The sequence below is a fragment of the Haemophilus sp. HMSC066D02 genome, assembly GCF_001810545.1.
GTDB lineage: Bacteria > Pseudomonadota > Gammaproteobacteria > Enterobacterales > Pasteurellaceae > Haemophilus_D.
On sequence record NZ_KV801804.1, the window covers coordinates 400,094 to 414,796 of the forward strand.

The window sequence follows — 14,703 nt, forward strand, 5'->3', positions numbered from 1 at the left end:
TTTTTATGGAAATCCCTCAGCTAAATCCCTACAATAGGGACACTCTAATGTTTACAGAAAAATAAAAAATGAGCCAAAAATCAACCGCACTTAATGCCATTTCATTACCTTTAAATCAAGTCAATTTAATTGAAGCCTCTGCAGGTACTGGGAAAACCTATACCATCGGTTCTATCTATCTTCGTTTACTTTTACAGGCGGGTGAGAATTGTTTTTCTCGTCCGTTGAATGTGGAAGATATTTTGGTCGTAACCTTTACTGAAATGGCGACGGAAGATTTAAAACGCAAAATCCGGGAACGTTTAACGGCGGCAATTTCGGTTTTTTCTGAATATTATGAAAAGCAAGATAAAGCGATTTTTACTGGGGAACATCAATTTTTAGCAGAGTTGTTGCCTTATTTAGAGGATATTCCCACTGCACTTCGTCGCTTAAAGCTGGCCGAACAAAATTTAGATTTAGCCTCCATTTATACCATTCACGGTTTTTGTCGCCGAATGCTGATGCAACATGCTTTCAATTCAGGCGTGCATTTCAATTTAAAACTTCTCAAAGATCAGTCTGATTTACTCAAACAATTTGCAAATGAATTTTGGCGGGAGCATTTTTATGATTTGCCTTTCCATTTGGCTGCATTTATCTCAAAAGAATTAAAGTCGCCAGAAGATGTATTGAATGATTTAGGTTCAAATATTGGGAATGATTTTTCTATACAACTTGATAAACCAGAACTATTAGAACTGTCATTAAAAGAATTTTTGCAAAAAGATATCACTAAAAATGCGGAAATTATTGAAAAGATTAAAAACACTTGGTTAGAAAGTGCGGTTAAAATCCGAAACCTTTTTGATGAAGAAGTCGTGAAAAAAGAGAAATCTTGTTTAAATGGTAGAACATATTCAAGTAAAACGATTTTATCTTTTGTCGATGAAGTCACCTCATGGGCAAAAAATAGAGCAGATATCACCTTAAATGAAACATTAGTAAAAAAATTTACACAATCGGCTTTAGATAACGCCGTCAAAGCAGATTTTAAGAAAAAAGGGGTGAGAATAACGCATCCAGCCTTTGAAGAGATTGAAGCTTTAATTGAAGAAATTCAACCAAGTAATTTATTTAAAAAAATCATTCTCTATTACTATCGTCAAGGTATTCAAAAGAAACTGCTTGAATACAAAGCGAATCATCCTGAAAAATCCTTTGATGATTTATTACGCTTATCGAAAGAAGCACTATATGGTGAGGGTGGAGAACAGTTAGCAGAATTAATTCGTTTTCAATATCCTTTTGCCATGATTGACGAGTTCCAAGATACGGATGTGTTGCAGTATCAAATTTTCTCGAAAATTTATCACAATAAAAATGCGTCTGGTAATGTTGGCTTTATGATGATCGGGGACCCAAAACAGGCGATTTATCGCTTCCGTGGTGCCGATATTTTCACTTATTTAAAAGCAGCAGACGAAGCGAGCGAGCGTTTTAATTTAGGCACAAACTACCGTTCATCCCAACCTTTAGTGGAAGGGGTAAATCGATTATTTGATTTTACAAATGATCCCTTTATTTATAAAAATATTGAATTTTTAAATGTCGGCGCAGCCAAGAAGAATCTTGTTTTTCAGTTGAATAATCAACCTGAGCCCGCCTTCCGTTTTTATATTAACGATAAAGACAAATCCACCCAGCAAGATTATGCGAAAGCTTGTGCAACATCGATTCAGCAATGGTTAAAAAGTGCGGCTGAAAATCCGGTTGTTTTTCCGAATGAAAGCAAAGCGGAAAATAAAACATTGCGAGCAGAAAATATTGCCGTTTTGGTGCGTGGTTATACCGAAGCCGATCTGGTGAAAAAAGAATTGCAAGCACTCGGTATTGCTTCGGTTTACCTTTCGGATAGGGGAAATGTATTTGAGAGTAATACAGCAAAAGAACTTGCCTTGATTTTGCAAGCTTGTTTGAGCGTGACGGAACGCCCAATTTTGAATGCCATTGCGACCGCACTTTTCGGCTTAAATGCAGCTGAAATTCACCAAATTCACCAGGATGAAATTCAGTGGCAACGTTGGGCAGAAAAATTTGCAGAGTATCAACAAATTTGGCAACGCCAAGGCGTATTGCCGATGTTGCACCATTTACTTTTAGCTGAAAATATCACAGAAAAACTCTTATCTCGGCCTGATGGCGAACGAAAACTGACGGATTTATTACATTTAGCTGAAATTTTACAGCAAGCAGCCGCATTAAATGAAAGTGAAGCGGCATTATTGCGCTGGTTTGAAAAGCAAATTCAAGATAATGGCCATCAAGAAGCACAAATTCGTTTAGAAAGCGAACGTCAGTTAGTGAAGATTGTGACTATCCATAAATCCAAAGGGTTGGAATATGATTTGGTTTGGTTGCCATTTTTAGGAAATGCAGCAAAAGACCCAACTAAAAAGAAACTGTTTAATTTATATTACGACAGTGATGAAGAGAAAACCTTGTGGGATATGCAAGATCAACACTTGGATGAATTAACAGAAGAAGTTTTTGCGGAAGAATTGCGTTTGCTTTATGTAGCATTGACTCGAGCAAAATACCAAATGGCCTTTGTGTTACCGAAAGCCTTTGATAAAAAATGGAATGCTTTATTGTATGTTTTAACGCAAGGTGAAATTGGTCGAAAACTCGATTTGCCAAATAATTGGGACACCCAACCGTTATTGGAGAAGTTTAAGCAGCTTTTACCAAATGATGTAGCGATTGAATTAACCGATGTGTTACAAGCCAGTGCCAGTGAACCACTTACCTTAAATATTTCTCAAGAAAATTTAAGTGCAGAAATTTTCCAAGGTGAAATTGAACAAGATTGGCGAGTGACGAGCTTTAGTGGCATAGAACAAACACATCAACGCAAAGCTTATTTGAATGAAAGTGCGGTGAAAAAATCGCTCATTTTTGATGATGCGAAAGATTATGATGCGTCGATTTCAATAGAAAATATCACTGAAAATCTGACCGCACTTGCTCATGATAATGATGAAATGGTTTTAGATTTCCCTCGGGGAACACAAATCGGTACTTTGTTACATCGTTATTTTGAAAAGGTGCCTTTTGCTCAACTGTCTGAGAAAGAAAATATTGAAAAATTATGTCAAGATTTAAATCTTGCCGAAGAGCAATTTGCAGCAGTTCAACAGTGGTTTGCACAAATACTCAGCACACCAATTTTGCCAAACGATGATTTTACTCTTGCTCAAATTAACGAAAAACAATGCTTAAAAGAGTTGGCGTTTTATCTCAATATTTCAAGCCATTTTGATGTCGCTGGTTTTAACCGAGCGTTAGCAACCTTACATCATTTGCCATCAGAACCGTTACAGTTTGATGATATTCAAGGTATGGTGCGAGGCACAATGGACTTAGTTTTCAGTTATCAAGATAAATATTATTTGCTTGATTACAAATCGAATTTCTTGGGTGAGGCATTAAAGGATTACGATCAAGCTGCATTGAAAAAAGCCATGTTAGAGCATCACTATGATTGGCAATACTTGTTGTATGTGGTGGCATTACACCGTTATTTAAAAACACGTTTACCTAACTACGATTACAACCGAGATTTTGGTGGTGTGGTCTATGCATTTTTACGTGGAATGAATGGTTCGCCGCAGTCGGGCATCTTTTTTGATAAACCAGATTGGCAATTAATCCAACAATTAGAGGAATTATTTTAATGTTAAGCCTATTAAAATCCTTACAAGAACAAGGTGTGATTACTCAAGGCGATTATTATTTTGCTCAATTAATTGCGAATAAACAAAAAGATAAAGGCTATTCCGAACCCGTACAAAATTTAGCGATTTTATTAGCCGCACTTTGCAACTGGAGCTATACGCAAGGCAATACTTGTTGTGTGTTAGATCGTTTCTTAGAACGTAATTTATTCGGCTTGGCTTATCGTCATACTGAAACGGATTTTTTGTCGCTGATCAATGAAAAGATTGGTTCACTTCCTGTATCAAAATGGCAATCAGCCTTAGCGGGGCATATTGCTTTTACACAAGATCCTGAAAATCAGATTGCGCCTCTCGCATTTCAATTTGGGGCGATTTATTTCTACCGAGCTTGGCAAGATGAATTTCGTGTTGCGCAATATATTAAAAACGCACTGAAAAATGACCGCACTGTATCGGTAGAACCGCAACAAATTCGAACCTTATTAGATCGTTATTTCCCTCAACAACAAGCGCAAGTTGATTGGCAAAAAGTAGCTGTCACAACGGCGGTAAAAAGCCCATTTTCTGTGATTACAGGAGGCCCTGGAACAGGAAAAACCACAACAGTCACTCGATTATTATGTGTATTACAGGAATTATTTGGTGGCAAACTTCACATTAAATTGGTTGCGCCAACGGGGAAAGCGGCGGCTCGTTTAACGGAATCCATCGAAAACGCTTTGGCACAAATGCCGATTTCAGATGAGTTACGTGTATCCATTCCTAAAACAGCAGAAACGTTGCATCGCTTACTAGGCGTTCGACCTTTTACTGATAGCGTGAAATATCATGCACATAATCCACTGCAAATTGATGTATTAGTGGTGGATGAAACCTCAATGATTGATTTGCCCATGATGGCGAAACTTGTGCAAGCGTTGAAGCCCGAAACACGTTTGATTTTATTGGGAGACCAGGCTCAATTAGCTTCAGTAGAAGCGGGGGCAGTATTAGGTGAAATTGCACAATTTTTAACGCAAGATTATAGTCCTGCTCAAGCTGATTATATTCATACAACAACAGGCTATACTGTTCTAACTTCGGATGAACATAGTCCACTGCGTGATGCCATTTGCCATTTAACCTTTAGTCGCCGTTTCCGAGATGATTCGGGCATTAAACAACTTGCTGAGCAAATTCAACAAGGAAAAGGTGAGGGCAGTGTGGCGACTTTTGCGGAATATCCACAAGAGTTGCATTTCCATCATTTTGATGAAGGACAAGACGTTAAAGAATCGGTTCGCCAAGTGGTGAAAAGTGCAGTTGAAAATTACCGTGTTTATTTAACCCAACTTCAAACTTATTTTGCTCAGAAGAAAGATCTCAATGCAAAATTTACAGATGAAAAGGGTAACGAAAAAACTTATGCAGAAGCGATTTTAGATTGCTTTAATTCGGTGAGATTTTTGACCGCACTTCGAGCTTCGGCATTAGGTGTGGAAGAATTAAATCGTGAAATTGCTTTAGCATTACGAGCTGAGAAATTACTTTGGTTCCGTCAAGAAGACGATTGGTATATTGGTAAGCCAATTATGATTACCGAAAACGATCATAATGTGAAACTGTATAACGGTGATATTGGCTTATGTTTAGCCAAAGGCAAGGTGTGGTTTGGCTATCGAGAAGTTTCTACCAGTCGTATTCCCGATCACGAGCCTGCATTTATGATGACGATTCATAAATCCCAAGGTTCGGAGTTTGAACATACCGTCATGGTGTTACCAACAGAACCTAATCCAGTGCTTTCACGAGAGCTGGTATTTACCGGTGTCACCCGTGCGAAAAATCATCTTACCGTATTTGCCAATGAAAAAATCTGGCAAAGTGCGGTCAGAAATACCGTGAAACGACAAAGTGGATTAGGAAAATTATTACAGGAAAAAGAGGAGTAAAAAATGAAATTATATGTTTACGATCATTGCCCGTTTTGTGTGCGAGCCCGCATGATTTTCGGTTTAAAAAATTTACCGGTAGAACTTGTAGTGCTGGCAAATGATGATGAAGCAACGCCAATCGGTTTAGTAGGGAAAAAAGTTGTACCAATTCTTGTCAAAGAAGATGGTACTGCGATGCCAGAAAGTTTGGATATCGTGCATTATGTAGATGAGCATTTTGGTGAAAAAATCCTATCTGAACAAGTTCGTCCTGAAATTGAAGCATGGTTAAAAGAAGTCGGCAGTTATTATGGTCATCTTACGACTGCACGCTTTACGCAAATTGGCTTAGCAGAATTTGAAACCCAAAGTGCGGTCGATTATTTCACTAAAAAGAAAACGGAATTTATTGGGGATTTTGCTGAAAATATCGCGAAGACAGAAACCTATCTTACTCGCTTAAAAGGCGATTTAGAGAAATTAGCGGTATTAGTTCAATCTGAAAATGCCTTAAACGGCCAACTTTCTCTTGAAGATATTATCGTTTTCCCGGTATTACGAAATCTTACTTGTGTGAAAGGCATCGAATTCCCACCAGCGGTTTTAGCTTATATCACGAATATGGCTAAGTTAAGTAATGTGCCGCTGTATTTTGATAAAGCCATTTAATCTCTGTTAAGTCATAGGCTTTGGAGATACTGAACTTTTGACTTGGATCATAGATATGGTCATTTTTTCAGTATTTTTTATTCATCGATCTATAATCTCTAAGGTTTACTTTATAAGAGCGCAGAGATATGGATCAGGAATACCAACGAGCGGTTACCCGTATTTGTGTGGAAACCGCTTTGTTATTATTACAGCATGGCGCAGAAAGTGCTGTCGTCGTACAAATGGCTCAGCGATTAGGTGTAGCTTTAGGCATTGAAAGCGTGGAGTGTGCTTTGACGGCAAATGCCGTCTTATTGACCACACTTTCTAAGCAACATTGTATTACTACTGTGCGGAAGAATGTCGATAAAGGCATTAATATGCAAATCGTTACGGATGTTCAGCACATTGTGGTTGCCGTAGAGCATCACTTGTATGATTTGTCTATGGCACAAAAGAAATTGGATAAGTTAAAACCACTAAAATATAACCGTTATTTGGTGGTGTTTATGATTGGTTTATCTTGTGCCTCTTTTGCTCACCTTTCTGGCGGAGATATGACAATTTGTGCGATCACCTTTATTGCCTCTGCCATTGCTATGTTTGTTCGACAAGAAATTTCTAAACGTCATTACAATCCACTCATCGTTTTTGCCATTACCGCTTTTGTCGCTTCACTGATTTCCGGTATGAGTTTGAAATATAGTTTAGGCAATGATCCTCATATCGCATTAGCTTCTAGCGTTTTATTACTCGTTCCAGGATTCCCATTGATTAATTCACTTGCGGATATTTTAAAAGGGTATGTCAATATGGGAATAGGACGATGGACCATCGCTACGGTTCTCACTTTTGGTGCTTGTTTAGGCATCGTCTTTGCATTAAATCTTTTAAATATTGTTTCTTGGGTGGGGTAATAGATGTTTTTACTGAATTTACTCGATGATATGCTTTTCGCAGCCATCCCCGCAGTAGGATTTGCTTTAGTATTTAATGTTCCGCCTAAAGCCTTAAAGTATTGTGCTATTTTAGGTGCACTTGGACATGTCACGAGAACCTTATTATTACACTTTGGTGTCCCGATTGTTTTTGCTACTTTTTTCGCCACTTGTGTGATTGGTTTTATTGGGGTGCATTTATCTCATCGTTATTTAGCTCATCCGAAAGTCTTTACTGTTGCGGCAATTATTCCAATGATTCCGGGTGTTCATGCTTATAAAGCGATGATTGCTATCGTACAAATTCATCATTATGGTTTTTCCGATACATTATTTGAGCAAATGATCAGTTCTTTTATCAATACCAGCTTTATTTTGGGCGCTCTTGTTTTGGGCTTAGCCTTACCAGGACTATTGTTCTATCGACAAAAACCAGTCGTGTAAAATAAAAAAGCCGACATCAGTCGGCTTTCGTATTGAATCAATAGTTAATTAAGCATGGCAAGTTTGACAAGCAGCCTGGAACATCCAAACAAGTTTTTCTTGTTCTTTGATGTAGTCGCTCATTTGAGAAGCGGTACCTTCATCATCAGACTCACCCGCTAATTCAAGGATTTCACGTTGTTGTTCAAGTAATACTTTTAATCCTTCTAATGTGCCTTTTAAGCAAGATTGCGCATCACTTACCCCTAACTCTTCTTTAATACGTGAGTGTTGGAAGTATTGTGAATAACCGTTATGCGGTGTGTAACCTAAAGTTAAGATGCGTTCTGCCACTTCATCTACTTTTACTACTAAATCAGTGTAGATTTCTTCAAATTTTGCGTGTAATTCAAAGAAGTTTACCCCTTTAATGTTCCAGTGGTAACCGCGCACGTTGGTGTAGAATACTTGATAGGTTGCTAATAATTCATTTAATTTTACTGCTAATTTTTCAGATGCTTTTTTATCTAAACCGATTGATGTTTTTGACATAGTATTTTCCTCTTTATTGTTGATTAAAATATTGTTCCCTTGCTTGGGAATTGCGGTCATTATAAGCATCATTTTTTCTGATAGCTATTTCATATTATCTAGTGATTCAATAGTTAAAATCTATCTATAATAAATTATACATAGTTAAAAGCTTTTATTTTGAGTTATGAAAAAAACTCTGTGAAGTAGATCACACATTCAATATTTCCCCTTTGACAGAATGAAGCGAAGATGATTATGATTGATACAAATCATTTTATTCTAAGATTTGATTGCTTTACTTCATTTTCGAATGAAATGTTTGGCTAGGTTTAAAAACCAAAAATATGATTTTATTACTCATCAGGAGTTTTTAGTATGACAAAGCATTTTTCCTTTGAAACGAATGAATCTCGTCGTCATTTTATGAAACTTATGGCTGGCGTAGGGGCAGGTCTTGCATTTAGTGGTACGTTAGGCACATTTGCACCAAAAGCCTTTGCTGCAGACATTAAAGGTAAAACTATTGAAGCGGGGATTGCTTATCCGCTTTCTACCGGTTTTGACCCAATGACATCAAGTGGTGCTTCACCTTATGCAGCAAACTTGCACATTTTTGAAGGTTTGGTGGATTTGCATCCTGCAACTCGTGAACCTTATCTTGCTTTAGCAGGAAAAGAGCCAGAACAAGTTGATGAAACAACCTGGCGAATTACTTTACGTGAAGGCGCAACGTTCCACGATGGCGCACCAGTCACCACTGAAGACGTTGTGTATTCTTTCAATCGTATTATGGATCCAGCCAATAAATCTTTATTCGTGATGTTTATTGATTTCATTGAAAGTGTGAAAGCAGTGGATGATAAAGTGGTGGAATTTAAATTGAAATATCCATTTGCTTTATTTGCTAACCGTTTAACTTGCGTGAAAATTGTACCGAAACACGTGATCGACAAAGTAGGACAATCTGCATTTGATGCACACCCAGTTGGTTCTGGTCCATTCAAATTTGTTTCAGCGGTGAAAGATGACAAAATCGTCTTTGAAGCGTATGAACCTTACAATGGTAAATATCCAGCGCAAGTTGAAAAAATGTCTTGGTTATTACTTTCTGATGCCGCAGCTCGTGTGACTGCACAAGAGTCTAAACGTACTCAAGCAATGGAAAGTGTGCCTTATTTAGACATTAGTCGCTTGAAAAACAAAAAACAACAAGTGCAATCCGTTCAATCTTTCGGCTTGCTATTCTTAATGTTTAACTGTGAGAAAGCTCCGTTTAACAATCCAAAAGTACGTCAAGCGTTACACTATGGTTTAAACACTGACAAACTTGTTGATATTGTATTTGATGGTAATGCAGAAGCTGCAACATCATACTTACAAACAACTCACCCAGATTATATTAAGGCATCAACTCAATATCCTTATGATCCGGAAAAAGCAGCAGCATTACTAAAAGAAGCTGGTGTGACTGAGCTTAAATTTGAATTGCTCGCAACCGACCATGACTGGGTGAAAGAATCTGCACCGTTAATTTTAGAGTCTTGGAACAAGATTCCAGGTGTGAAAGTGACTTTACAACACTTACAATCAGGTGCGTTATACAGCAACAACGTGGATCCAGGTGTGTATGAAGTGGCAATCGCTCCAGGTGACCCATCAGTGTTCGGTGATGACTTAGACTTGCTTTTAAGCTGGTGGTATCGTGGTGATGTATGGCCGAAACGTCGTTTCCGCTGGAGCAACACCCCTGAATTTGCGAAAGTGACTGAATTACTCAATGCAGCTGTGAGAGCAAAAGATCACGCTGAAGCGAAAAAATCATGGGAAGAAGCGATTAATATCATTGCGGCTGAAGTACCACTTTATCCGATTGTTCATCGTAAACTTCCTTCTGCATGGGATGATAGTAGCCTTGAAGGCTATCAACCATTGGCAACAACCGGTTTATCTTTCCTCGGTGTGGGCCGTAAATAAAAGCACTTTTTAATTTAATGTTTTGGCTGTTGAGCAATCAACAGCCTTTTTTCTTTCTTTTTAACACCAAAGTGCGGTCATTTTTCTCTCTATTTTTCAATCATTTTTTCTCTCAATTTCATTTCAAAAAAATCTTTGTGAAGCCGATCACAGATTTGAATTTTGCTCTATGTACTTGGATTGACAGGGCTTAGGCTGAACACTATGATTACTGTAACTCATTTTGTTTTTGAATTTGATTGTTTTGCTTCATTTTTGAGGCTAACGAATTTCTCAGGCTAGAATAGGAGAAGTCAGATGGAAATGATACTTCGGTTATTGTTACGCCGATTGATGGCCTTGCCAGTCATGATTCTTGGTGTAACAGCACTCGTTTTTGTGGTGCTTCAATTCACACCAGGTGATCCTGCTACGGTGGCATTGGGCGAAAGTGCTAGTGAAGCGGCAAAACAACTTTACCGCGAATCACACGGCTTAAATGATCCACTCTTTGTTCAATATTTTCGCTTATTAGGTAATTTACTTGTATTAGATTTTGGTGTGACTATGCCACCAGAACTACCAATCAGTAGCATGCTAGCGAAATCTTTCCCAATCACTTTACAGCTTACCTTAATTGGCGTGGTGTTTGCGGCAGTAGTCTCTTTCTCATTAGGTGTACTAGCCGCGCTTTATCGTGATAGCTGGGTAGACCAAGTGATTCGTTTAATCTCTGTTGCAGCGGTTGCGACACCATCATTCTGGTTAGGTATCTTACTTATTCAATGGTTCTCTTTGGAATTAGATTGGTTGCCTTCTGGTGGTTTTGTGCCATTCAGCGAAAGCCCAATGGGGTATATCAATTCCATGATTTTGCCATCTCTTGCGCTTGCCGTGCCAGTATGTGCGTCATTAATTCGTGTGGTGCGTACAACCATGGTAGAAGAAATGGATAAAGATTATGTGAGAACCGCGATTGGTAACGGTGTGCCTTATGCAACCGTTATTCGTCACAATGTATTACGCAATGCCTTAATTACACCTGTGACTGTATTAGGTTTACGTGTAGGTTACTTACTTGGTGGTGCGGTAGTTATTGAACAAATCTTTGACTTACCGGGCATGGGTAAATTGATTTTTAACGGTATCGTCAACCATGACTTACACTTAGTGCAAGGTGTGGTTCTGACAATCGCTTTTACCTTCGTTTTAGTGAATATTATCGTTGATATTCTCTATGTGTTGATTAACCCTAAAATTCGGAGTCTATAATGTTTCGTCAAGGTTTAGCAGATCGATTAGCTGCAAGCGGTGCGAGATTCCGAGCACTTTCCACCGCATCAAAAATTTCATTATTATTCTTAGTTTTCGTTGCTTTAGTGGCGGTATTTGCCCCTTGGGTAGCAACACATGATCCATTAGAAGTGATCGCACGTATGCGTGCTCCAAGTGCAGAATATTGGTTTGGGACTGATCGACTTGGTCGTGATATTTTCTCTCGTATTGTTTACGGTGCCCAAACGTCCTTATTTATCGGTTTAGGTGCGGTAGCTTGCGCCATTATTTTCGGTAGTGTTTTAGGTGCAACTGCAGCCACATCCGAGAAATGGGGCAATGAAATTATCATGCGCTTAATGGATATTTTAATGGCCTTCCCAGGTATCGCATTAGCGGCAGTGTTATTAGCCACCTTTGGTAACTCAGTGCCGGTTATTATTATCACCATTGCTGTGGTTTATACCCCGCAACTTGCTCGTGTGGTGCGTGCAAATGTGGTATCACAATGGGATGAAGACTATGTGCGTGCTGAACGCGTTATTGGAGGTAGCCGTACTTATATTCTTCTCAAACACGTTGTACGTAATACCGCTGCACCGGTTTTAGTCTTCGCGACCGTAATGGTGGCAGATGCCATTGTATTCGAAGCCTCACTTTCTTTCTTAGGCGCAGGTGTACAACCCCCACATCCTTCATGGGGTAACATTCTTTCTGAAGGTCGTAACATCGTGTTAAACGGTGCATGGTGGGCGACAACCTTTGCGGGTGTGATGATTCTTTTAACTGTATTAGCCTTAAATATCTTAGCAGAAGGTCTTACCGATGCCTTGGTTAACCCGCGCTTAAAAGGTGGTAAAAAACCAGAAAGCAAATCAGATGAACGTCTCTCTACCGACGTACAAGAAGCACTTGCTGAAGGTCTTGCATTAAAACGTTACTTACTCAAATTACATGAAAAAGAAATCACCCGTACGAATCGTATGCAATTAAATCCAAATGCAAAACCGATTTTACAAGTGAAAAACTTATCTATTCGTTTCCCGAATCGTTATGGTGAAATCCCATTAGTGGATAACATCAGCTTTACCGTAAATGAAGGGGAAACCATGGGGTTAGTAGGTGAATCTGGTTGTGGTAAATCCATTACAGCATTCTCTATCATGGGCTTGTTACCAAAAACAGCGAAAATTACTGGGGAAGTGCTTTTCACAGACCGTAGTGGAAAACAACACAGTTTACTTAACGCTAACAATCTAAGTGAATTGCGTGGTTCTGAAATTGCGATGATTTACCAAGACTCTTTAAGTGCATTAAACCCATCAATGCGTATTAAAGATCAAATGGCACAGCTCATTAAACGTGGTAGCCATCATACCGCAGAAAAATTGTTGGAATGGGTACACCTTGATCCAGAAAAAGTGTTGAACCGTTATCCGCATGAACTTTCTGGTGGTCAACGTCAACGTGTGGTGATTGCAATGGCATTAACTCGTGAACCGAAATTATTAATTGCCGATGAACCAACAACCGCCTTAGACGTAACCGTTCAAGCTGAAGTAGTGAAATTATTGAATGAATTACGTGAAAAACTTGGTTTTGCGATGGTGTTTGTCAGCCATGATTTAGCATTAGTTGCACAATTAGCTCACCACATTACGGTAATGTATGCAGGTCAAGTGGTTGAAATGGCACCAACATCCTTATTGCTTGCTAATCCAACTCACGAATATACCCGTGGCTTATTGGGTTCTGTACTTTCAACCGAAGTCCGTGCGAAACGTTTATATCAAATTCCGGGCAGCGTACCATCACCTTACGATTTTGCTGTAGGTGACCGTTTTGCAAGTCGTTCATTACGACCAGATGCAAATCCGGATCAAAAATTGATATTAACCTCAGTGGAAGGCGAACCGTCTCACTTGTGGGCTTCTCATCTAGCTGAGCCTGTAACGGAAGCGAAAGGAGCATAATATGAGCAGTAGTATTAAAGTCATTAAAGAACAAAACATCATCGATTTAGAAAATATCGTGGTGCAATTTCCTTCTCGCGACGGTTCATTGTTTGGACGTAAAAAATTCACTGCGGTGAACAATGTGAGTCTTGGCATTAAAGCGGGGGAAACCATTGGTTTAGTTGGGGAGTCTGGCTGCGGAAAATCTACCCTAGCCAACGTAATCATTGGACTTCTTAAACCGACATCTGGTTTAGTGAAATTCAACGGTTTACAAATGCAATATGGCAGCTCAGAAGCGAGAAAACAATTCGGTCGCCAAGTGTCGGTCATTTTCCAAGACCCAGCAACCGCGCTGAATCCTCGTATGAAAGTGTTGGATATTTTGCGTGACCCAATGGATATTCACAATGTGTTACAACCACACGAACGGGAAAAACGTGTGTATGACTTGCTTTCTCGCGTCGGTTTACCTCGTTCTGCAGCACAAGTTGAGCCAACTCGTTTATCGGGTGGGCAAAAGCAACGTGTGGCGATTGCACGTGCTTTAGCGCTGAATCCAAAACTGATTGTTGCGGATGAGCCAACTTCTGCATTAGACGTATCCGTTCGTGCTCAGGTATTAAACTTATTGGCGGATTTGAAAAAAGAACTCAATCTTGCCATGGTGTTTATCTCTCACGATATCCAAACTGTACGCCAAGTATCTGACCGTATTGTCGTGATGTACGGCGGTCAAATTTTGGAAACGGGTAGCACTGAAGATATTTTCAACCACCCAACCGTGGACTACACCCGAAAATTACTCGGTGTTGCACCATCGTTGTTATAAAACGAATGAATAAAACATCCTAGTTTATGACCGCACTTTAAAGTGCGGTTATTTTTTTATGATTTTTCTTGCATAGACTTGAAAACTTAGATAAAAGATTACTTATTTTTACAGATGAATCATAATTGTGGAGTAATTATGCAAACTAAATTTAATTTATATCCCAAAGAACAATTACCTGAAAACTTTAAGTTTCCTCAGTCTTATATTGATTTATCAAGTAATATGGAAAAGATAAATGAGTTGGAATATTTTCCTTGGTGGTTTGAGGATTCTGAGTTTGAGGATAATGTTTATCTTTATAGCAAGGCTATTGAAGAGCTTACAGGTGTGGCTGATTTAATTGCATTTGCTAGAGATGGCGATTGGGCAGCTTGTTTTAAATTGACGGATTATTCTGGAAACCCGAGAGTTTATGTTCATGATCTTGGTAATAAAGATAATAAATATGAATGTAAGGATTTTGATGAGTGGTTAGCGGAAGAAATCAAAAGTGCAAAAGAGTATTAA

General features: G+C 38.9%; 11 protein-coding genes. 10 read left to right on the forward strand and 1 reads right to left on the reverse strand.

Annotated features, from left to right (window positions below; all coding sequences use genetic code 11):
* Nucleotides 1-68 precede the first annotated feature (68 nt).
* From recB to HMPREF2750_RS02245, 5 genes are all read left to right on the forward strand, one after another.
* Nucleotides 69-3,716: an exodeoxyribonuclease V subunit beta gene (gene recB, locus HMPREF2750_RS02225; RefSeq protein WP_070582408.1), complete on the forward strand. Its 3,648-nt coding sequence runs from the start codon at nt 69-71 to the stop codon at nt 3,714-3,716.
* Nucleotides 3,716-5,650, forward strand: coding sequence for an exodeoxyribonuclease V subunit alpha (gene recD, locus HMPREF2750_RS02230; RefSeq protein WP_070582409.1), 1,935 nt, complete (start codon nt 3,716-3,718; stop codon nt 5,648-5,650). The genes recB and recD overlap by 1 nt, the downstream gene beginning before the upstream one ends.
* A gap of 3 nt (nt 5,651-5,653) precedes the next feature.
* Nucleotides 5,654-6,301 carry a glutaredoxin 2 gene (gene grxB / locus HMPREF2750_RS02235; RefSeq protein WP_070582410.1) on the forward strand — a complete coding sequence of 216 codons (648 nt, stop codon included), beginning with the start codon at nt 5,654-5,656 and terminating at the stop codon, nt 6,299-6,301.
* 128 nt (nt 6,302-6,429) lie between these two features.
* Nucleotides 6,430-7,200, forward strand: a complete 771-nt coding sequence (locus HMPREF2750_RS02240; protein WP_049358065.1) for a threonine/serine exporter family protein — start codon at nt 6,430-6,432, stop codon at nt 7,198-7,200.
* A gap of 3 nt (nt 7,201-7,203) precedes the next feature.
* Nucleotides 7,204-7,665 (forward strand): threonine/serine exporter family protein, encoded by a 462-nt coding sequence (locus HMPREF2750_RS02245; RefSeq protein WP_049365508.1) that lies wholly within the window; start codon nt 7,204-7,206, stop codon nt 7,663-7,665.
* 48 nt (nt 7,666-7,713) lie between these two features.
* Here the strand turns inward: HMPREF2750_RS02245 and HMPREF2750_RS02250 are convergent, their stop codons facing one another.
* Nucleotides 7,714-8,196 (reverse strand): Dps family protein, encoded by a 483-nt coding sequence (locus tag HMPREF2750_RS02250; protein WP_049373453.1) that lies wholly within the window; start codon nt 8,194-8,196, stop codon nt 7,714-7,716.
* Nucleotides 8,197-8,553: 357 nt separating this feature from the next.
* Here HMPREF2750_RS02250 and HMPREF2750_RS02255 point away from each other — a divergent pair, with 357 nt between their 5' ends.
* The 5 genes from HMPREF2750_RS02255 (at nt 8,554) to HMPREF2750_RS02275 (ending at nt 14,703) form a co-directional block, all read left to right on the forward strand.
* Nucleotides 8,554-10,152, forward strand: coding sequence for an ABC transporter substrate-binding protein (locus tag HMPREF2750_RS02255; RefSeq protein ID WP_070582411.1), 1,599 nt, complete (start codon nt 8,554-8,556; stop codon nt 10,150-10,152).
* 297 nt (nt 10,153-10,449) lie between these two features.
* A complete protein-coding gene (locus HMPREF2750_RS02260) occupies nt 10,450-11,403 on the forward strand; it encodes an ABC transporter permease (protein WP_070582412.1) in 954 nt (317 codons plus the stop codon).
* Nucleotides 11,403-13,379, forward strand: a complete 1,977-nt coding sequence (locus tag HMPREF2750_RS02265; protein ID WP_070582413.1) for a dipeptide/oligopeptide/nickel ABC transporter permease/ATP-binding protein — start codon at nt 11,403-11,405, stop codon at nt 13,377-13,379. The genes HMPREF2750_RS02260 and HMPREF2750_RS02265 overlap by 1 nt, the downstream gene beginning before the upstream one ends.
* 1 nt (nt 13,380) lies before the next feature.
* Entirely contained in the window at nt 13,381-14,193 is an 813-nt protein-coding gene (locus HMPREF2750_RS02270; RefSeq protein WP_005696082.1) for an ABC transporter ATP-binding protein, read from the forward strand.
* 138 nt (nt 14,194-14,331) lie between these two features.
* A complete protein-coding gene (locus tag HMPREF2750_RS02275; RefSeq protein ID WP_070582414.1) occupies nt 14,332-14,703 on the forward strand; it encodes an SMI1/KNR4 family protein in 372 nt (123 codons plus the stop codon).

Bases quoted from the DNA above. Each gene is read 5' to 3' on its own strand.
- recB (WP_070582408.1), top strand. From the start codon at position 69: ATGAGCCAAAAATCAACCGCACTTAATGCCATTTCATTACCTTTAAAT.
- recD (WP_070582409.1), top strand. From the start codon at position 3,716: ATGTTAAGCCTATTAAAATCCTTACAAGAACAAGGTGTGATTACTCAA.
- HMPREF2750_RS02270 (WP_005696082.1), top strand. From the start codon at position 13,381: ATGAGCAGTAGTATTAAAGTCATTAAAGAACAAAACATCATCGATTTA.
- grxB (WP_070582410.1), top strand. From the start codon at position 5,654: ATGAAATTATATGTTTACGATCATTGCCCGTTTTGTGTGCGAGCCCGC.
- HMPREF2750_RS02260 (WP_070582412.1), top strand. From the start codon at position 10,450: ATGGAAATGATACTTCGGTTATTGTTACGCCGATTGATGGCCTTGCCA.
- HMPREF2750_RS02245 (WP_049365508.1), top strand. From the start codon at position 7,204: ATGTTTTTACTGAATTTACTCGATGATATGCTTTTCGCAGCCATCCCC.
- HMPREF2750_RS02275 (WP_070582414.1), top strand. From the start codon at position 14,332: ATGCAAACTAAATTTAATTTATATCCCAAAGAACAATTACCTGAAAAC.
- HMPREF2750_RS02240 (WP_049358065.1), top strand. From the start codon at position 6,430: ATGGATCAGGAATACCAACGAGCGGTTACCCGTATTTGTGTGGAAACC.
- HMPREF2750_RS02265 (WP_070582413.1), top strand. From the start codon at position 11,403: ATGTTTCGTCAAGGTTTAGCAGATCGATTAGCTGCAAGCGGTGCGAGA.
- HMPREF2750_RS02250 (WP_049373453.1), bottom strand. From the start codon at position 8,196: ATGTCAAAAACATCAATCGGTTTAGATAAAAAAGCATCTGAAAAATTA.
- HMPREF2750_RS02255 (WP_070582411.1), top strand. From the start codon at position 8,554: ATGACAAAGCATTTTTCCTTTGAAACGAATGAATCTCGTCGTCATTTT.